The organism is uncultured Ferrovibrio sp., from assembly GCF_937960835.1.
GTDB lineage: Bacteria > Pseudomonadota > Alphaproteobacteria > Ferrovibrionales > Ferrovibrionaceae > Ferrovibrio.
In genome coordinates this window covers 77,549-97,345 of record NZ_CALGPC010000003.1, presented here as the reverse complement: position 1 = coordinate 97,345, position 19,797 = coordinate 77,549, and the positions used below count along the sequence as shown (strand labels likewise).

The 19,797-nt window shown below is 62.4% G+C and carries 17 protein-coding genes; 7 read left to right on the top strand and 10 right to left on the bottom strand.

The annotated features are described in order from the left end of the window. Positions 1–59 precede the first annotated feature (59 nt). Positions 60–458, top strand: coding sequence for a hypothetical protein (locus Q0603_RS02815; RefSeq protein ID WP_298721726.1), 399 nt, complete (start codon positions 60–62; stop codon positions 456–458). A gap of 28 nt (positions 459–486) precedes the next feature. Here Q0603_RS02815 and Q0603_RS02810 read toward each other — a convergent pair whose 3' ends face one another. The 9 genes from Q0603_RS02810 to Q0603_RS02770 are packed head-to-tail and all read right to left on the bottom strand — an operon-like array spanning position 487 to position 10,838. Then, positions 487–1,416 (bottom strand): glyoxylate/hydroxypyruvate reductase A, encoded by a 930-nt coding sequence (locus Q0603_RS02810; RefSeq protein WP_298721723.1) that lies wholly within the window; start codon positions 1,414–1,416, stop codon positions 487–489. A gap of 5 nt (positions 1,417–1,421) precedes the next feature. Beyond that, positions 1,422–3,050, bottom strand: coding sequence for an ABC transporter ATP-binding protein (locus tag Q0603_RS02805; protein WP_298721720.1), 1,629 nt, complete (start codon positions 3,048–3,050; stop codon positions 1,422–1,424). Positions 3,051–3,054: 4 nt separating this feature from the next. Continuing rightward, complete coding sequence (locus tag Q0603_RS02800) at positions 3,055–4,083, bottom strand: ABC transporter permease (RefSeq protein ID WP_366132436.1); 1,029 nt, start codon at positions 4,081–4,083, stop codon at positions 3,055–3,057. A gap of 4 nt (positions 4,084–4,087) precedes the next feature. Further along, the gene (locus tag Q0603_RS02795; protein ID WP_298721717.1) at positions 4,088–5,197 is read right to left on the bottom strand and encodes a microcin C ABC transporter permease YejB; all 1,110 of its coding nucleotides are present in this window, start codon (positions 5,195–5,197) and stop codon (positions 4,088–4,090) included. Positions 5,198–5,209: 12 nt separating this feature from the next. Next, positions 5,210–7,033 (bottom strand): extracellular solute-binding protein, encoded by a 1,824-nt coding sequence (locus Q0603_RS02790; protein WP_298721714.1) that lies wholly within the window; start codon positions 7,031–7,033, stop codon positions 5,210–5,212. Next, a complete protein-coding gene (locus tag Q0603_RS02785; RefSeq protein ID WP_298721711.1) occupies positions 7,030–7,635 on the bottom strand; it encodes a GNAT family protein in 606 nt (201 codons plus the stop codon). The genes Q0603_RS02790 and Q0603_RS02785 overlap by 4 nt, the downstream gene beginning before the upstream one ends. 6 nt (positions 7,636–7,641) lie before the next feature. Beyond that, on the bottom strand, positions 7,642–9,453 hold the full coding sequence (locus Q0603_RS02780) for an extracellular solute-binding protein (RefSeq protein WP_298721708.1): 1,812 nt from the start codon (positions 9,451–9,453) through the stop codon (positions 7,642–7,644). A 3-nt stretch (positions 9,454–9,456) separates the two neighbouring features. After that, positions 9,457–10,254 carry a histidinol-phosphatase gene (gene hisN, locus Q0603_RS02775; RefSeq protein WP_298721704.1) on the bottom strand — a complete coding sequence of 266 codons (798 nt, stop codon included), beginning with the start codon at positions 10,252–10,254 and terminating at the stop codon, positions 9,457–9,459. Between the two features lie 35 nt (positions 10,255–10,289). Then, positions 10,290–10,838, bottom strand: a complete 549-nt coding sequence (locus Q0603_RS02770; RefSeq protein WP_298721702.1) for a cytochrome c family protein — start codon at positions 10,836–10,838, stop codon at positions 10,290–10,292. A 221-nt stretch (positions 10,839–11,059) separates the two neighbouring features. Between Q0603_RS02770 and Q0603_RS02765 the strand changes: the two genes are divergently transcribed. Both Q0603_RS02765 and Q0603_RS02760 read left to right on the top strand, forming a co-directional pair. Beyond that, positions 11,060–11,812 carry a 3-deoxy-manno-octulosonate cytidylyltransferase gene (locus Q0603_RS02765; protein ID WP_298721700.1) on the top strand — a complete coding sequence of 251 codons (753 nt, stop codon included), beginning with the start codon at positions 11,060–11,062 and terminating at the stop codon, positions 11,810–11,812. A gap of 41 nt (positions 11,813–11,853) precedes the next feature. Beyond that, positions 11,854–12,738 (top strand): prephenate dehydratase, encoded by an 885-nt coding sequence (locus tag Q0603_RS02760; RefSeq protein ID WP_298721697.1) that lies wholly within the window; start codon positions 11,854–11,856, stop codon positions 12,736–12,738. 6 nt (positions 12,739–12,744) lie between these two features. Here the strand turns inward: Q0603_RS02760 and Q0603_RS02755 are convergent, their stop codons facing one another. Continuing rightward, positions 12,745–13,212, bottom strand: coding sequence for a MarR family transcriptional regulator (locus Q0603_RS02755; RefSeq protein ID WP_298721695.1), 468 nt, complete (start codon positions 13,210–13,212; stop codon positions 12,745–12,747). Between the two features lie 190 nt (positions 13,213–13,402). On the opposite strand from Q0603_RS02755, the gene Q0603_RS02750 reads away from it, so the two are divergent. The 4 genes from Q0603_RS02750 to Q0603_RS02735 all read left to right on the top strand — a co-directional run bounded on the left by Q0603_RS02750 (position 13,403) and on the right by Q0603_RS02735 (position 19,658). Continuing rightward, complete coding sequence (locus Q0603_RS02750) at positions 13,403–14,443, top strand: alpha/beta hydrolase (protein ID WP_298721692.1); 1,041 nt, start codon at positions 13,403–13,405, stop codon at positions 14,441–14,443. Between the two features lie 198 nt (positions 14,444–14,641). After that, entirely contained in the window at positions 14,642–15,985 is a 1,344-nt protein-coding gene (locus Q0603_RS02745; protein WP_298721689.1) for an NAD(P)/FAD-dependent oxidoreductase, read from the top strand. 330 nt (positions 15,986–16,315) lie between these two features. Further along, on the top strand, positions 16,316–17,386 hold the full coding sequence (locus Q0603_RS02740) for a glycosyltransferase family 4 protein (protein ID WP_298721686.1): 1,071 nt from the start codon (positions 16,316–16,318) through the stop codon (positions 17,384–17,386). 109 nt (positions 17,387–17,495) lie between these two features. Continuing rightward, on the top strand, positions 17,496–19,658 hold the full coding sequence (locus tag Q0603_RS02735) for an amylo-alpha-1,6-glucosidase (protein ID WP_298721684.1): 2,163 nt from the start codon (positions 17,496–17,498) through the stop codon (positions 19,656–19,658). Positions 19,659–19,797 lie beyond the last annotated feature (139 nt).

Here is a 19,797-nt window from a genome sequence, read left to right as displayed (position 1 = left end):
ATGATCGGCCCGTGGGTGGATTAGCCGGCCGATCCCTGATTCTCGGGGTGGAGAGAAAAATGCTGTTGAATCGCGCCGCGGCGAGTGTTGCCGCCGTCGTGTTGGCCGGTTTGCTGACGGCCTGTGAAGAGAAGTCGACCGCGCCGGATCAGCGCCATACGGGACTGAGCAACTTCGTTCAGTTCATCCAGAAGACCGGCGGTCTGAAAAGCCTGAACACCTATTACAAGCGCCGCCCGGAGATTGCCGCCGAGGAAAGCCTGGGCGTGATCTATGACGGTGCCCGCACCGAAGGCGAGGTTTTGCGCTTCAAGGAGAAGCAGATCACCAAGGAAGCCCTGCCTGCCTTGCAAGCCGTGCGCCGCCGCCTGGGCGAGACCGAGAATTGCGTTGCACGCGGCTTCTTCATTGCCTGCGGCGAGGAGAAGTTCGTCGAGATTTTCCGCAAGTGGCAGTGAGTGGCGGCAAGCGATTGAGGCGAAAGCCTCAATATCCCCGCGCATAATCCACCAGCCGCAGGATCGGCTGGCCATTCTGCAGACGGCGGATATTGTCGACGATCTGCGGCGCCACATGAGCTGGAATGCTGTCGGCCGCGTTATGCGGGGTTACCGTCACCTTCGGATGCGTCCAGAAGGGATGATCAGGCGGCAGCGGTTCTTCGTTGAAGACATCCAGCGTCGCGCCGGCCAGCCAGTCGCTGTCCAGTGCATGCAGCAGATCGTCATCCACCACATGCGCGCCGCGCCCGGCATTGATCAGATAGGCGCCGCGCGGCAGCAGGGATAATGTCCGGCGATTGATGATGCCTCTGGTCTGCGGCGTCAGCGGCAGCAGGCAGACGAGAATGTTGCAGATGCGCAAAAAGCCATCCAAGTGCTCGTCGCCGTGAAAGCTGGTGACGCCTTCCACGGCCTTGAGGCTGCGGCTCCAGCTCGCCACCTGGAATCCGAGATTGACCAGCTTGGGTGCGACATGGCTGCCCAGCGCACCCATCCCCATGATGCCGACGACGCGCTCGCTCGCGTCCACCGGCGGCAGCCAGCGCCAGGTGCGGTCGCGCTGGTTCTGCTGCAGAACGTCGAGCTGGCGATGGAAGCGCAGCACATGCAGCAATACATATTCCGCCATGCTGACCGTCAGCCCGCCATCGACAACGCGCGCCAGCGGCACATGCTTCGGGATATTCGGATCAGCCAGGATGCCGTCAACCCCGGCGCCAAAGCTATGGATCAGTTTGAGATTGAAAAAGCGCTGCAGCAGACCCGGCGGCGGCTTCCAGACCAGCGCGACGTCGATGTCAGCCGGATTTCCGGCTTCCGGATCGATGCGGATATCGAGATCGGGAGCGAGCGCCTGAATGGCCTTGGCCCAATCGGCCACCGCGTGGCTCGGTGAATAAATCAGCAATGCCATGATGTCTAACTGCGTACGACGCCGGCTGGCGCGACGTCCAGATTGAGCGCGGCCGCAATCAGCGCGCGAGTGTAATCTGTGCGCGGCGCAGCGAAGATCTGTTCGGCAGAGCCGTGCTCCACCACCTTTCCGTCCTTCATCACCAGCACACGGTCGGCGAGTGCGCGCACCACTCGCAGATCGTGGCTGATGAAGAGATAGGCCAGCTTGTGCCTGGCCTGCAGATCGCGCAGCAGATCGACGATCTGCGCCTGCACACTCATGTCCAGGGCCGAGGTCGGCTCATCCAGAACCACGAAGCGGGGTTTCAGCACCATGGCGCGTGCGATCGCGATGCGCTGGCGCTGGCCACCGGAGAATTCATGCGGATAACGATCCATGGTGGCGGGGTCGAGGCCGACTTCGTGCAATGTATCGGCCACCAGCTTGCGACGTTCTGCTTCGCTGCCGCCCAGGCCATGCACCCGCAGACCTTCTTCGACGATATGGAAAACCGACATGCGGGGGCTCAGGGAATCGAAGGGATCCTGGAAGACGATCTGCATCTGCGGACGCAGCGGGCGCATCTCGCCCCAGCTCTTGCCTTGAAGTTCCTGGCCCTTGAAGCGGATGCTGCCCTCGCATTTCTGCAGCCGCAGCAGCGCATAGCCCAAGGTCGACTTGCCCGAGCCGCTTTCGCCCACGACGCCCAGGGTTTCGCCGGCACGGATGCTGAGATCGATGCCATCCACGGCCTTCACATGGCCGACGGTGCGCTTGAGCAGGCCGGCGGTGATCGGAAACCAGACTTTGATGCCCTGGGCTTCCATCACCATCGGCGCATCGGCCAATGCCGGATGCGGCCGGCCCTTTGGCTCGGCCGCCAGCAGCTTCTGCGTATAGGCATGCCGTGGCGCGGAGAAGACCTCGTTGACCGGGCCGGCCTCGACGATCTCGCCCTTGGTCATCACGCAGACCTTGTCGGCCACCTTGCGCACGATGCTGAGATCATGGGTGATCAGCAGCAAAGCCATACCCAGCCGGGCCTGCAAATCCTTCAGCAGCTTAAGGATCTGCGCCTGAATGGTGACGTCGAGCGCCGTGGTCGGTTCGTCTGCAATGAGGATGTCCGGCTCGTTGGCCAGCGCCATGGCGATCATCACGCGCTGCCGCTGGCCGCCGGAAAGCTGATGCGGATAGGCATTCAGCCGCTTTTCGGCCTCCTGCAGGCCGACCAGTTTGAGCAGTTCCAGGGTACGGGCACGCACGGCTTCGCGGCGCAGGCCCTTATGCAGGAACAGGACCTCGTTGACCTGCCGCTCGATAGTGTGCAGCGGGTTCAGCGAGGTCATCGGCTCCTGAAAGATCATTGCCACACGGTTGCCGCGGATGCGCCGCAGAACCTTCTCGGGAGCGCCGACCAGTTCCTCGCCACGGAACTGGATCGAACCCGACGGATGAGTGGCAAGCGGATAGGGCAGAAGCTGCATGACCGACAGGGCGGTCACTGACTTGCCCGACCCGCTTTCGCCCACCAGCGCCAGCGTCTCGCCGCGGGCGATGTCAAAAGAAACATGCCTGACGGCATCCACCGCTGTCGGGCCTTCGCCGAAGCGGACGCTCAGATCGCGAACCTGCAGCAAAGCCTCGCTCATGACATCACCGGAAAATCTTGCGCGGATCGAAGGCGTCGCGCACGGCTTCACCGATGAAGATCAGCAGGCTCAGCATGATCGCCAGCACCGCGAACGCGGTGATGCCGAGCCAGGGCGCCTGGATGTTGTTCTTGCCCTGGGCCAGCAATTCGCCCAGTGACGGCGATCCGGGCGGCAGGCCGAAGCCGAGGAAGTCCAGCGCCGTCAGCGTGGTGATCGAGCCATTGAGGATAAACGGCATGAAAGTCAATGTTGCAACCATCGCATTGGGCAGCAGGTGGCGCCACATGATAGCGATATTCGATACGCCGAGCGCGCGGGCGGCGCGCACATAGCCGAAATTTCGGGCGCGCAGAAATTCAGCACGGACCACGCCGACCAGCGCCATCCAGGAAAACAGCAGCATAATCCCAAGCAGCCACCAGAAATTCGGCTGCACGATGGAAGCCAGGATGATCAGCAGATAGAGCGTCGGCAGGCCTGACCAGATTTCGATGAAACGCTGGAAGATCAGGTCAGTCTTGCCACCGAAATAGCCCTGCACTGCACCGGCGGCAACGCCGATGATCGAACTGAGGATGGTGAGTACCAGGCCGAACAGCACCGAGATGCGGAAGCCATAGATCAGGCGCGCCAGCACGTCGCGTCCCTGGTCGTCGGTCCCGAGCAGGTTCTCGCGCGATGGCGGCGCCGGGGCGGGGCGGCCGAGGTCGTAATTGATGGTGCGGTAGCTGTAGCGGATCGGCGGCCAGATCATCCAGCCGTCCTTCTCCTGGATCAGTTCCTGGACGAAGGGATCGCGGTATTTGGCCTCGGTCTCGAAATCGCCACCGAATGTGGTCTCTGGATAAGCCTTGAAGACCGGGAAATAGAACTTGCCGTCATAGCGCACGACAAGCGGCGCATCATTGGCCAGGAATTCGGCGAACAGGCTGAGGCCGAAAAGGATGAGGAATATCCACAGCGACCAGAAGCCGCGTCTGTTGGCGACGAAATTGCGCCAGCGCCGGGTATTGATCGGACTCATCTGCATCCGATCACGCCTCCCGGCTCTCGAAGTCGATGCGGGGGTCGACAGCGACGTACATCAGGTCAGAGATCAGATTAACGATCAGGCCAAGCAGGGTGAAGATGTAAAGCGAGCCAAACATGATCGGATAGTCGCGTTTTAACGCCGCCTCAAAGCCGAGCAGGCCAAGCCCGTCCAGCGAGAAGATCACCTCGATCAGCAGCGAGGAGGTGAACAGAACGCTGATGAAGGCGGACGGAAATCCAGCGATCACCAGCAGCATGGCATTGCGGAAGACATGGCCATAGAGGACCCGGTTTTCCGACAGGCCCTTGGCGCGTGCCGTCAGCACATAGAGCTTGTTGATCTCTTCCAGGAAGGAATTTTTGGTCAGCATGGTGAGCGAGGCGAAACCGCCGATCACCATCGCCAGGACGGGCAGGGTGATATGCCAGAAATAATCCGCCACCTTGCCGATCAGGCTGAGCTCGTTCCAGTTGTCGGAGGTCAGGCCGCGCAAGGGGAACCATTGCACGAAGCTGCCGCCGGCAAATAGCACCACGAGCAGGACCGCGAACAGGAAGCTTGGGATGGCATAGCCGATGACGATGGCTGCCGAGGTCCAGATATCGAACCGGCTGCCGTCCCGCATCGCCTTGGCGATGCCGAGCGGGATCGAGATCAGATAGACCAGCAGCGTCGTCCAGACGCCCAGAGAAATGGATACCGGCAGCTTCTCGATAATCAGGTCGACCACCGGCCGCGCCTTGAAATAGCTCTCGCCGAAATCGAAGCTCAGGTAGTCGCCCAGCATGAGCAAGAAGCGTTCATGCGGCGGCTTGTCGAAGCCGAACTGCTTTTCGATCTTCTTGATGAATTCCGGATCCAGACCCTGGGCGCCGCGGTATTTGCCGGCCGTATCGCCGGCCTGGACGAAAGTGCCAGCGCCAGGGCCTGCCTCGCCGCCGCTGGCGGCTGAGACGCGGGCGGTGACATCGGCGGCGGTGCCGGTGACCTGCGCAATCACCTGTTCGACCGGGCCGCCAGGTGCGAACTGGATGATCACGAAGTTGATTACCAGGATGCCGAGCAGGGTCGGCACGATCAGCAGCAGGCGGCGCAGGATGTAAGCAAGCATGGCGTCAGTGTCTCACCTTTGCCGCGCCAGATTCAACGCCTTGTCCTTGGCGCTGTCGATCCACCAGGTGTCCATCAGGCCGGTATCGTAGGCCGGCTTGACGGCAGGGCGTGCAAAACGGTCCCAATAGCCAAGCTTTACTGTGCCGCTATACCAGTTGGGGATGACGTACCAGCCCCACATCAGCACGCGGTCCAGTGCTCGGGTGGCGGTACGCAGCTCGTCGCGGCTCTTGGCGGTGACGATATGTTCGACCAGTTCATCCACCACGGGATCGCGGATGCCGGAATAATTGAAGCTGCCGATACTCGCGGCGCTTTGCGAGGTCCAGAAATTCCGCTGCTCAACCCCAGGCGTCAGCGGCTGGGAAAAGCGCCGCCCGATCACGTCGAAATCGAAGCTGCGCAGCCGGTTCTCGAAGGCGGAGACATCGACCAGGCGGATGGCGACAGTGATACCGATCCGCTCCAGGCTGCGGGCAAAGGGATTGATGATGCGCTGGAAGCTCGGCTCGAACAGCAGGAATTCCAGCTCAAACGGTTTGCCCTGGCTATCGACCAGAAGGCCATCCTTGATCCGCCATCCCGCCTGCAGCAGCAATTCCTGCGCCTTCTTCAGGTTGGCGCGGTTGTTGCCGCTGCCATCGCTCACCGGCGGCTGGAATTCGGTGGTGAAGACTTCGTCAGGGATGCGGCCGCGGAAGGGCTCCAGCAGTTTCAGCTCCGCCTCGCTGGGCAAGCCGGTAGCAGCCAGATCGGAGTTTTCGAACATGGAGCGGGTGCGTTTATACAGGCTGTAGAACAGCGTCTTGTTCATCCACTCATAGTCGAAGGCGAGGTTGAGCGCCTGCCGGACGCGGCGGTCGCTCAGATGCGGCTTGCGGCTGTTCAGGAAAAAAGCCTGCACGCCTGACGGCGTTTCATCCTTCAGCACCTCGCGCTTGATCCGCCCGGCATCGAAGGCCGGCTTGCCGTGATAGGCCGTCGCCCAGGCGCGGGCGATGATCTCTTCGCGGAAATCGTATTCGCCGGAGAAGAAGGCCTGCAGCGCGATGTCGCGGTCGTGATAGTAATCTTCGCGGATGAAATCGAAGTTATAGCGGCCCCGATAGACGGGCAGGTCCTTGGCCCACCAATCCTTCACGCGTTCGAAGATCAGCGTGCGTCCCGGATTGACGTGGGCGATCTTATAGGGGCCCGAGGCAAGCGGCGGCTCGATGGTCGGATTGGCAAAATCGCGGCCGGTGAACCAGGCCTTCGACATGATCGGGATCTGCGCCACGGTAAGCGGCAGGTCGCGAAGGGTCTCGCTCTCCTTGAACCGGAAAACGACACGCAGCGGCGTTTCCGCCGTGATGCTGTCGAGATCGCGCAGCACCAGCTGATACAGCGGATGGCCGTCCTTCTTCACGGCCTCGAAAGTGAAGACCACATCCTCGGCAGTGACCGGCGTGCCGTCATGCCAGCGGGCCTTGGGATTGAGGTTGAAGGCGGCCCAGCGGCGGTCGGGCGACAGCTCCGCGCTTTCGGCCAGAGCAGCATAGACGGCATCGGGCTCGTCCATCGCGCGCACCATCAGGCTTTGATAAGCCAGCGTCAGATCCCGCGCCATTACCCCCTTGAGAATCAGGGGATTGAGATTGTCGAAGACGTTGAGCTGCCAGGCCCGCAGCTCACCGCCCTTCGGTGCATTGGGATTGACGTAATCGAAATGCCTGAAGTCGGGCGGGTATTTCAGATCGCCAAACGCAGAAAGACCATGGCGTGCCTGCGCCATCGCGCCTGTCGCAGCCGAAGCCAGCATCAGGACGAGGGCGAAGATACGCGCGAGCGTCACGTCGCCTGACCCTCCGCCAGTTTCAGCTTGTGCTGCAGATTGGCTTTCACGGCAGGCCATTCGCTGGGCAGGATGCTGTAGACCACGGTATCGCGCAGGCTGCCATTCGGGGCAACCTGGTGATTGCGCAAGATGCCATCCATCTTGGCGCCCAGCCGCTCGATGGCCTTGCGGCTCTGATGGTTGAAGAAGTGGGTGCGGAACTCGACGGCGATGCAGCCCAGCGTCTCGAAAGCATGGCTCAGCAGCAGCATCTTGGCCCGGGTATTGAGCGAGGTGCGCTGCACGCTTTTGCGGTACCAGGTGGAGCCGATCTCGACGCGCTTGTTGGCCGCATCGATGTTCATGTAGGTGGTCATGCCGACCGGCTTGTTGCTGGCGAGGTCAATCACCGTGAAGGGCAGCATCGAGCCCTTCTTCTGCAGATCGAGCCGGCGGTCGATCTCGGCCTTCATCTTCTCCGGGGTCGGGATGAAGGTATACCAGAGGTTCCACAGTTCGCCGTCCTTCACCGCCTCGACCAGATCGTCGTGATGCGTATGCGACAGCGGCACCAGCGCCACGGCGGAATCGCGAAGCTCTATAGGTTCAGGCCACGACATGCTTACCTATCTCCCGCGGGCGGCATTGATGCGGGCCGCCTTGTCTTGATCGACCCACCAGGACATGAAATCGACGCCATTCTTCGGTGTCTTTTCGGGCTTGCCGAATTTATCCCAATAGGCAATGCGGTCAGCATTCAGGCCGAAGGTCGGCACGATATACTGGCCCCAGGTCAGCACGCGGTCGAGCGCGCGGGTGGCGACCACCAGCTCCTTACGGTTCGGCGCGTGGATCACCGCCTCGATCAGCTTGTCGATGGCCGGGCTCTTGATGCCGGCGTAGTTCTGACTGGCCGGATTGTCGGCGGCGCGGCTGGAAAAGAAAAAGCGCTGCTCGTTGCCCGGCGAATTCGACTGCCCCCAGCCGGCATAGATCACGTCGTAATCGAAGCTGCGCACGCGGTTGACATACTGGGCGCTGTCCACGCTGCGCATGTTGAGCTGAATGCCGAGCCGCTGCAGGTTCTGCGCCCATGGGGCGCCCATGCGTTCATAGCTGGGATCGCGCAACAGCATGTCGATGGTGAAGGCTTCGCCCTTGGCGTTGACCAGCCGGCCGTTCTTCACGTCCCAGCCGGCTTCCTTCAGCAACCGCGCCGCCTCGCGCAGGTTGCGCCGGTCGCTGCCTGAGCCGTCGGAGACGGGCGCCTTGTAGGCCGGCCCGAAGACTTCGTCCGGGATCTGCCCGCGCAGCGGCTCCAGCAGCTTCAGTTCCTCCGGCGAAGGCTCGCCTGTGGCGGCGAATTCCGAATTGTCGAAATAGCTGCTCGGCCGGTAATAGGCATCATGAGCGAGGTTCTTGTTTACCCATTCGAAATCCCAGGCCAGGATCAGGGCGCGGCGCACGCGGATGTCCTGAAACTTCTCGCGCCGGGTGTTGAAGATGAAGCCGCTGATGCCACCTGGCCGCTCGTGCTTGACCATCTCCTTCTTCACCAGGCCCTGATGGACGGCGGGGAAGTCGTAGAAGGTGGCCCATTCGCGGCCGCTATTCTCGCCGCGGAAATCGTATTGCCCTGATTTGAAGGCTTCGCGCGCTACCGTTTGGTCGCGATAGACGTCGTAGCGGATGGTGCCGAAATTGTAGCGGCCCTTGTTGATCGGCAGATCCTTGGCCCACCAATCCTCGCGCCGCTCATAGACGATGAAGCGGTTCGCTTCGAATTCCTTGATCCGGTAGGGGCCAGAGCCTTCCCATTTCTCCAAGGTCGGCTTGTCGAAGCCGCGCTTCTCCCACAGCGATTTCTGGATCACCGGCAACTGTCCGATGATCTGCGGCAATTCTCGGTTCTTCGGGCCGGAGAAGCTGAACTTCACCTTGCGCGGCCCCAGCGCCTCGGCCTTCTGCACATTGGCGTAATAAAGCTGGCGGGTGGGATCGCCATGTTCCTTGATCTGTTCGAAGCTCCAGACCACGTCTTCCGCCAGGATCGGCTTGCCGTCGGGCCATTTCGCCTCGGCGCGCAGGTTGAAGATTACCCAGCTCAGGTCCTCGGGCACCTCGACCGTTTCCGCGATCAGCCCGTATTCGCTGAGATCGTCGTCGGGCGGGGAGGTCATCAGGGTCTCATAGATCAGTCCGAGCCCCGGCGCGTCGTCGCCTTTGGGGATGAACGGATTGAGGCTGTCGAAACCGGCCGGCGTGGAAAGACGCAGCTCACCGCCCTTCGGAGCGTTCACGTTCACATAATCCAGCTGCTTGAAGTCGGCCGGGTACTTCGGCGCATCACCCAGCGACAGCGCGTGGCTCACCGTCTGCGCCACCGCCGGAGCGGTTAAACTCAGAGCGATGGCAACCGCAACAAGCGTCTTCCGCATGGCTTATGCTCCGCTGAGTATCTCGCGCGCTGCCGCATGCAGCGCAGGATTGGCGGCAGCCAGCACCCGCGCCGGGCTCTTGGTGTCCAGAGCCCGACCTTCCCAGTCGGTAATCAGGCCGCCAGCGCCTTCGATCACCGGAATCAGCGCAGCGTAATCATAGGGCTGCACCGTGCCGTCCAGCACGATATCGGCAAAACCAGCCGGGATCATCGCATAGGCGATGCAGTCGCCCGACATCCGATTCAGCCGGCAGGCCTTGCGCAAGCGATTGAAGGCCGCGCTTTCGCTGTCGGTGAACAGATCGACATAGGTGGTCATCACGGCGGCCCCGCTGAGCTCGGTGCCGGTATTCGCGCGCACCGGCTGTCCGTTATAGGTAGTCGGGCGCCCCAGCGCGCCAAGCCAGCGGTCGCTCAAGATCGGTTGATCGATGACGCCCAGCACCGGCTGGCCTTCATAGGTCAGCGCAATCAGCGTGCCGAAGATCGGCAGTCCCGTGACGAAGCTCTTGGTGCCGTCGATCGGATCGAGGATCCATTGCCAGGGCGCATCCGGCCGCGCATGGCCGTACTCCTCGCCATAGATCCCATGATCGGGATATTCCGCCTCGATGGCCTGACGCATCGCGGCTTCCGCCGCACGGTCGGCGATGGTCACCGGCGAGGCGTCGGCCTTGCTTTCGATTTCGATGCGTTTACGGAAATGCGGGCGGATGGCATCGCGGGCCAGATCGCCCAGCCGGTTGGCAAAAGCCACCAGCGCATCGGCAGACATGGAAAAGGCCGGGATGTCGCTCATTTCGACAGCCCCGGCCTTGTCGCCAACATCATGTCTTAGTTCGGCAGCGGCGGCGCGTTCGGCGACACCGAGCGCAGATAGGCGATCAGGTTCGCCCGTTCGGTGGCGCTCTTCGAGCCGGCATAGGCCATCTTGGTGCCCGGGGCATAGGCCTTCGGGTTCTTCAGGAAGGCGTAGAGATTCTCATACGTCCAGTCGCCTTCGGTCTTCTTCAGAGCGTCCGAATAGGCGAAGCCGTCCATATGGCCCTTCTTGGCGCCGACAACGCCGAAGAGGTTCGGGCCAACCTTGGCAGCACCGCCCTGTTCAGCAGTATGGCAGGCGGCGCATTTCGAAAACGCCTTCTTGCCGGCCTCGACATCGGCCTTGGCCAGGACCTCGGCCACCGGCGGATCGGCATCTTCCTGCTTGCCGGCCGGAGCACCGCCCTGCGGCGCGGCTTCCTCGGCGACTTCAATCTTGTAGGCGGCTTCAGCCAGCGGCTTTGGCTTGACCACGATGTTGCCGAACTGATTCACACCCATGATGATGAGCAGGCAGAACAGCACTGCGCCGATCATCTTGTTCAGCTCGAAACTATCCATCTTGAAGTCACTCCTGACGGCAGGAAAGCATGGGCAAAAGGGCCCGAAACGGCCCGAAAACGCGCTGCACATTAGCGGCTTCCCCGGACCGTTCGCAACCCGTATATATCGGCACGATAAGAGCTGACGCCAGCGCTGGCTGCGGCGAAGTGCCGCACCCTGTGGCTCTGTCTCGAGTCGCCGCCAACCGCTTGTCCCGTCCCGCTTTTCGCCGAGCCGCCATGACTGCTTCTTTACCGCAGAATCCCATCGTCCTGATCCCCTCGCGGCTGGCCTCCACCCGCCTGCCCAACAAGCCGCTGGCCGACATCCATGGCCTGCCGATGATCGTGCATTGCCTGCGCCGCGCGCAGGAAGCTGGCTTCTCCCGGGTCGCCGTGGCCTGCGGGGATGCCGCCATCGCCGATGCCGTCCGGGCGGCCGGGGGCGAGGCGGTGATGACCGATCCCAACCATCCCTCGGGCTCGGATCGCATTTATGAGGCGCTGACCAAGCTGGACCCCGAGCGGCGCCATGATGCTGTCATCAACCTGCAAGGCGACCTGCCGGCCATCGACCCCAAGGTGGTGCGCGCCGCACTCAGTCCGCTTTCCGATGCTGCCTTCGACATCGCCACCCTGGCGACCCCCATTGTCGAAAGCCACGAGATTGACGATCCGAATGTCGTGAAGGCGGTGCTTAGCCTTCAGTCGGGCGCGACCATTGGCCGCGCGCTCTATTTCAGCCGCCGCCCGGTGCCATCTGGCGAGGGGCCGCTGTGGCATCATATCGGCATCTATGCCTATCGCCGTGCGGCGCTGGAGCGTTTCGTCAGCTTGCCGCCAGCGCCGCTGGAGCAGCGCGAAAAGCTCGAACAATTGCGCGCGCTGGAGAACGGCATGAGCATCGCGGCGGCTGTCGTTGACACCCTTCCGCTCGGGGTCGATACTCCTTCTGACCTCGATCGCATCCGCCAGGTCATGACGGGCCGCTAGGCCATATCCGCATTTTCCGATCTAAAAAAGAAGTTATTCGCATGTCCGCGTCCGCTCTCGCGCCCAATCTCGCCACCGATGCCACCGATCCCGCAACGGTCGTGGCGTTTCAGGGCGCGCCGGGCGCCTATTCGCATCTGGCTTGCCGCGAGGCGTTGCCCGAATTTGCACCGCTGCCCTGTGCGACCTTCGAGGATGCCTTCTCTGCAGTGCGCGACGGCAAGGCAGCCTGCGCACTGATCCCCATTGAGAATTCCACTGCTGGACGCGTGGCGGACATCCACCAATTGCTGCCCACCGGCGGCCTGTACATCACGGCCGAGCATTTCCTACGTGTGCGCCATCAGTTGCTGGCGCCGAAATCGGCCACGGTGAAAAGCATCAAGCGCGTCTACAGTCATGTGCAGGCGCTGTCGCAATGCCGACGGCTGATCAAGGATCTTGGCATCGAGCCTGTGGTGTCCAGCGACACGGCTGGTTCGGCGAAGGACGTGGCCGAGCGCAACAATCCCGAAGAGGCAGCGATTGCTTCGGCCATTGCCGGCGAGCTTTACGGTTTGCAGATCCTGCGCGCCGATATCGAGGACAATCACACCAATACGACGCGCTTCATCAAGCTGGAGCGCCAGCGCCGCGATCCTGATCCGAACAAAGGCGGCTGCATCACCGCCATCATGTTCAAGGTGCGCAGCGTGCCGGCCGCGCTTTACAAGGCGCTAGGCGGCTTCGCCACCAACGGCGTGAACGTGATCAAGCTGGAAAGCTATCTGACCGATGGCTTCAAGGTTGCCGAATTCTATGCCGAGATCGACGGTCATCCGGCCCAGCGTCATGTCGATCTGGCGCTGCAGGAACTGGAGTATTTCAGCCGCTCGCTGAAAGTGCTCGGCGTCTTCTCCGCCCACTCCTTCCGTTCGGAAGCATAAGACCATTCAGCGTCCTGCATTGTAGGCATTGAAGGCGTCGCGAAGCTTCACCGCCGCTTCCTTCAATTCCATCAACGCGCTCAGGCTTTGTCCCGAGGCCTGCACCACCGTGGTCGGGCAGACGAGGGCATGGTCCTTCAGCGCGCGGCCGGTTTCGGTCAGGGTGATCTGCACCTGGCGCTCGTCTTCCGGGTTGCGGCTGCGCTTCACATAGCCAGCTGTCTCCAGACGTTTGAGCAGGGGCGTCAGCGTGCTCGACTCCAGGAACAGCTTTTCGCCCAGGGCGCCGACGGTCTGGCCGTCCTGCTCCCACAGCGCCAGCATCACCAGATATTGCGGATAGGTCAGGCCCATCTCGTCCAGGATGGGCTTGTAAAGCCGGTTGAAGGCCAGCCCCGTCGAATAAATGGCGAAACAGAGCTGGTTGTCCAAACGCAGCATTTGGTCGGGGGAGGGGGATTTGGGTCCCGTCATGACAATAGCTCCTGTCTTGTGCCCATTATTATATAGCGTGATAAATTATCGCCTGCGATAAATTCATAGCAGGTATTCGGAGAAATCAATTATCAAGCGACTAATTATCACGATAAATAACTCCTGTCCGGTGACGGACACCTGGCCCACCAGCCAGACACCGCCAACCAACAGATCACGGAGCTAAGTCATGATTATCGCACGCAAAACCCGCCAGCTTGTCGCCACTACCGCCCTGGTCGCCGGCCTTGCCCTGGCCATCTCCGGGGAGGCCGGAGCCCAGGCCGCCAATCTCGATCCGGTCAGCCAGAACTTCGTGAACGCCGTTACCGCAGCCGGTGGCCCGCCCATCTATACGCTGAGCCCGGCAGAGGCCCGCAAGGTCCTGTCCGGCGCCCAGGCCGGCCCGGTCGCCAAGCAGCCGGCGAGCATCCAGGACCTCACCATCCCGGTCGGCCCGCTAGGGGCGGTCGATCTCCGGATCGTGCGGCCTGAAGGCGTCAGCGAAGCCCTGCCTGCTGTGATGTACTTTCACGGCGGCGGATGGGTGCTGGGCGGCAAGGATACCCATGATCGCCTGATCCGCGAGATCGCCGTCGGTGCTCGGGCCGCCGTGATCTTCGTCGACTACCACCGGGCGCCTGAGGTGAAGTATCCGGTGCCGAACGAGGAAGCCTATGCCGCCACCAAGTACGTGGTGGATAATGCCAAGGCGCTGAATGTCGACGGATCGCGCATCGCGGTCGCGGGTGACTCAGCCGGCGGCAACATGGCGGCGGCGGTGACCCTGCTGGCCAAGCAGCGCGGCGGCCCGAAGATCAGCCATCAGGTGCTGTTCTATCCGGTGACCGACGACGTCTCGCAGAACGGCTCGTACACGGCCTTCGGCAACGGTCCGTGGTTGACGACCAATGCGATGCATTACTTCCTGGATGCCTACTATCCGAAGGAAGTGCGTAACGATGCCCTCGCTTTCCCGTTGAAGGCATCGGTCGAGCAGTTGCAGGGCCTGCCTTCCGCGACCGTGATCGTCGCTGAGAATGACCTGCTGCGCGACGAAGGCGAGGCTTATGCCCGCAAGCTGACCGCAGCTGGCGTAACCGTCACCTCGACGCGCTACAACGGCACGATCCACGACTTCGTCATGCTGCATGGCGTTGCCGACAGCCCGGCCACGTCCGCTGCGATCAGCCAGGCGAACAGCGCACTGCGTCAGGCTTTCGCCAAGTAACGCGCCGTTGCACCGTCAAGACGACCAAGCCGGGCCGCATCGCGGCCCGGCTTTAAATCTATCTGGTGTCGTATCGGGCAGGCCGCGCCCTGGACCGGGCTGCAAGCCCTCCCATTCCGGCAGTCATGCAGGCATAATAGCGCAATGGCAGGCATATCGCGCAGAAGGGCGATCCAAGGAGGATTGGCGACGGCAGCGTTGCCGTTATGGCCGCGTCGCGACACTGCGCTTGCACAGACACACCCCCAACCCGCTCTGCCGGGCAGCGTCGATGTTGCCATCATCGGTGCTGGGATTGCCGGCCTTGCTGCCGCGCGCATTTTGGCTGAACGCGGCCGCAGCGTCGCTGTGTTGGAAGCGCGCGACCGCATCGGCGGCCGTATCTGGACCGATACGGTGCGGCTTGGCTTCCCCGTCGATCTCGGTGCTGCCTCTTTGCGTTCGGCCGATATCAATCCGCTGGTCGCCGACTTGCGCCGCCGCGAGGTCAAGCTGCAGGCCGATGATGGCGATTTCTGGTTGTTCGATCGCACGCGCGATGGTGTGCGCGAGGCCTCCGGCCTGGATTACGACGCGCTCGGCAGCTTGTACGACCGGGTAGACGACGCCATCGTGGATGCGCAGACCCTGCGCGTCGATGTCGCGCTGGCCAGCCGGGTGAAGTTCAATGGCAATGGCACCGATACCCGCTGGGCCGATACGGCCCGGGCGCTGGCCGGCCCGCTGCATATCGGCGTTGAATTTGGCCAGGTGGCTGCCATCGATGTGCCGCGGCTGGCCGGCACCGGCAACGATGCCTGGCTGCCTGGTGGCATGGGATCCTGGCTGGCCTCCTATGCCGAAGGTCTGCCTGTGTATCTGTCGCATCCCGTGACACGCATCGAATGGGGTGACAGCGGCGCTACGGTTGCCACGGCGCTGGGCCAGGTCCGCGCCGCCGCCTGCATCGTGACGGTGCCGATCGGCGTGCTGCAGCAAAGTGATCTGGTCTTCCAGCCCGCATTGCCGGCGGAACAGCGCGATGCCTTACGCCGGCTCTCCATGGGACTGCTCAACCGCATTGCGCTGCATTATGAGCCGGGCAGCTTCGAAGCGCCGGTGAATACCCAGGTGCTTCTGCGGGTCGATGCCGGTGCTGCGCGTGGCACAGGCCCCATGCTGTTCCGCCTGAATGTGCAGGCGCAGCCGGTCGCCGTCGCTGTGGTTGGCGGCGATTATGCGCGGGCGCTGGAAACGCAGGGCGAGGCCGCGATGATCGACGCCGCCCGCGCGCAGCTCAAAGCCCTTTTGGGCGAGGAGATCGATCGCCGTTTCATCAAAGGCATTGCCTCCCGCTGGGGGGCGGAACCCTATAGCCGTGGCGCCGTTGCAGCAGCGCGACCCGGCTTTTCGATCGCTCGCCGCAACGCGGCTCGCAGCGGCCAGCGGCGGCTGGTTTTTGCCGGCGAGGCTTTCGCGCCGTCCGAATGGGTTGGCTCGGCAACGGGCGCGTGGATCTCCGGTCGCACGGCAGCGGCAGAAATCCTGCGTTTGCTCGGCTGAGATCGATCGCTTCTGATTCTCTCGTCGCGGGTGCGGCGGATCGCCGACCTCTTGAACCATGGCAAACCGTGCTTATCTCTGCGCCGCCGGGGATGCCCCGCATCCCGGCTGCCGGGCTTTGACGCGGCTATAGAGCGCGCGGCCCGAGCGGCTTCGTTGCCCGTGTTGCTCGAGGGAGGATACGGCAAGCGCGGCTACCCCGCTGGCGGCTTGCTGCGGGTTCCGCCCAAAATGATCCGATTTCCTCCGTCAGGTGTTTACCTGGGGCAGCGCTTGCCGCGCGTCCGGCGAAGGCGACCACAGGCTGCTAGGAGGAAGGAGGAGATTCGTATGAAAATTGCGCAAATCGCCCCTCTGTACGAGGCGGTGCCGCCGAAGCTCTATGGCGGCACCGAGCGCATTGTGGCCTATCTTGCCGACGCGCTGGTCGATCTCGGACATGAGGTCACATTATTCGCCAGCGCCGACGCTGTCACCAAAGCCAAGCTTGTTCCGGTTCGCGACCAGGCGATCCGCCTCGACCCCGAAGCGCTGAAATCCGACATCGCCGCGCATCTTTCGATGCTGCATGAGGTGCGGCGGCGTGCGGATCAATTCGATGTGCTGCATTTCCACGTCGATCTTCTGCATTTCCCGTATTTCCAGGACATTGCCGAGCGCACCGTGACGACGCTGCACGGGCGGCTCGACATGAAGGATCTCGACCTCGCCTACAAGCGTTGGCCGTATTATCCGCTGGTTTCGATTTCCAACAGCCAGCGCGCACCGCTTTCCTTCGCCAACTGGATCGGCACCGTCCACCATGGCCTGCCGATCGATCTGTATCGCTTCACGGCGCAGCCAAGCGGCGGCTATCTGGCTTTCCTGGGCCGGATTTCGCCCGAGAAGCGTCCCGACCGCGCCATCCAGATCGCGCGGCGCGCCGGCATTCCGCTGAAGATCGCCGCCAAGATCGATGCTGCCGACCGCGTCTATTGGCGCGAAGTGATCGAGCCGCAGATAGACGGAAAGCTGATCCAGTATATCGGCGAGATCAGCGATGCGCAGAAATCCGATTTCCTGGGCAATGCGCTGGCGCTGCTCTTCCCAATTGACTGGCCCGAGCCCTTCGGTCTGGTGATGATTGAAGCCATGGCCTGCGGCACGCCGGTGGTGGCGTGGAATTGCGGCTCAGTTCCGGAAGTGGTCGAGGATGGCTTGACCGGTCGCATCATCGATACCGAAGAGGATGCGGTCACGGCGGTCTGGCAGATCGGCCAGCTGGACCGCCGGCAGATCCGGCGTGCCTTCGAGCTGCGCTTCTCGGCGACAGTCATGGCGCGGCAATATCTTGAACTCTATTGGCGCCTTGGCCGCCTCGACGATGCCGCCAGCACTCCTGCTTTGATGCAGACAGCCTAAATCGTCGTCAGGCTCCGGCCAGGCCGGCATCCATCGGTCTCCTTGCAGATGGCATGCCGGCCGGCGCCTAGCCTTGCTGGGAAAAAGGGGGGAAGCGTCGGAGTATCCCATGTCGCAAGGATTGTCGCCCGCCGCTGCAGTTCCGCAGAGCCAGGAGAAAACCGTCGCCGAACCGCGCGTTCCCAACCGGCTCTATGCGCTTAAAGAGGGCGACACCTTCATTATTGCCGATGCCTACGGAAATATTCTCGGCGAAGGCGACGGGCTGTTCCATAACGATACCCGCATCCTCTCCGATTTCCGGCTGACGCTGGCAGGCGAACGCCCGTCACTGCTGAGTGCCGCGATCAGCCGCGATAACATCTTCTTCACCGCCCATGTCACCAACCGGCCATTGCCGCCGCTGGGTGGCCGCTCCCTTCCCGAAGGCGTAATCCATATCGAACGCAGCCGGTTTCTGTGGGATGCCCGGTTGTATGAGCGCATCTGCTGCGTCAATTACAGCGACCGCGAAGCAGCTCTGCCCTTGGGCTTTCGTTTCGGTGCCGATTTTTTCGACATGTTCGAGGTGCGCGGCCAGATGCGCCAGCGCCGCGGTCGCATGTTGCCGGTACAGGTCGAAAATGCCGGCGTGACCTTCCGTTATGAAGGCCTTGATGGCCTGGAACGCGCCACCTGCATTGCCTTTTCGCATCCGCCATCCCGTCTGACGGCCGATCGCGCCGATTTTTTGATCCTGCTGCCGCCCAATGGCTGCATCGACTTCTACCTCGAAATCGGCAGCATGCCTGGCACTGCATCGCCATCCAGGGTGCGGTATCGGGCGGCGGCTGCAAAAGCGCGCCGGGCCATGCGTCTGCGACTGCGGCGCGGCGGGCGGCTGCGCAGCAACAGCCGCCTGTTCAATGCCTGGCTCGATAAATCCCGCGCCGATCTTGCCTTGCTGACCAGCGAATTGCCGACTGGTCCCTATCCCTATGCCGGCATTCCATGGTTCTCCACGCCGTTTGGCCGTGACGCCATCATCACGGCATTGCAGACCCTATGGTTTGATCCGGCCTTGGCGCGCGGCGTGTTGAAATTCCTGGCCCAGCATCAGGCCCAGGAAACCTCCAGCTTCCGCGATTCAGCGCCTGGCAAGATCATGCACGAAACCCGCAAGGGCGAGATGCCGCGGCTGCAGGAGGTACCGTTCGAGCGCTACTATGGTGGCGTCGATACCACGCCGCTTTTCATCATGCTGGCTGGCGCCTATGCCGAACGCACCAACGATCTGGCTTTCATCGAGGATCTCTGGCCTGCCTTGGTCGCGGCGTTGTCCTGGATCGAATCGGTCATGCAATCGACGCCTACGGGCTTCCTCGTCTATGCCCGCGGCGAGACATCGGGTCTTGCCAATCAAGGCTGGAAGGACAGCGAAGACTCAATCTTCCATGCCGATGGCAGCAATCCCAAGGGGCCGATCGCCCTGGTCGAGGTGCAGGGCTATGTTTTCGCTGCGCTGACGGCTATGGCGAAACTGGCCGAGCGGCGCGGCGATGCGGTTGCCGCCGGCCGCTGGCAGATGCGCAGCGAGATGCTGCGCCGCGCCGTGGAGGATCATTTCTGGATGCCGGAGGCGGGCTTCTATGGGATCGCGCTGGATGGCGACGGTTCACTGTGTCGTGTACGCGCCTCCAATGCCGGGCACCTGCTTTATGTCGGCCTGCCCGTGCCGGATCGCGCGGCAAAGGTGACGGCGCAGATCTTGTCCGGGGCTTTCGACAGTGGCTGGGGCGTGCGTACGCTGGCGCCCGGCCAGGCCCGCTACAATCCCATGTCCTACCACAACGGCTCCGTCTGGCCGCATGATACAGCGCTCTGCGCGGCAGGCCTGGCGCGGTATGGCGAGCGCGATGGCGTTATCCGGCTGCTGGACGAATTGTTCGAGGCGGCCGTGCATTACGACATGCGCCTTCCGGAACTGTTCTGCGGCTTCCCGCGCGCCAAGGGAGAGCCGCCGATCGATTATCCGGTCGCCTGCCTGCCGCAGGCCTGGGCGGCCGGTGCGATCTTCATGCTGCTGCAAGCGGGTTTAGGGCTGCGCATCGATGGCGAACGCGGTGAGATTCATATCCACCGTCCGGCCTTGCCCTCTGCAATCGACCGCCTGGTGCTGAGCGATATCGGCGTCGGTGATGCGAAGGTGAATTTGGTGTTCCAGCGTGTCGGCAGCCGCGTAGTGGCATTTTCCGATGATCGCATCTCGGTGCCGATCATCGTGCATTCCTGATAGTGTGGCGGCCAGGCAATGATGTCGGGAATCGGCAGATTCTCGATCTTGGCGATCTGATCTTTTCAGCGCCAGCTTGCGATTTTTTGCTTTCCGCGAGGCTAATAATATCATTGAGTTATAGCTCAATTACGTAATT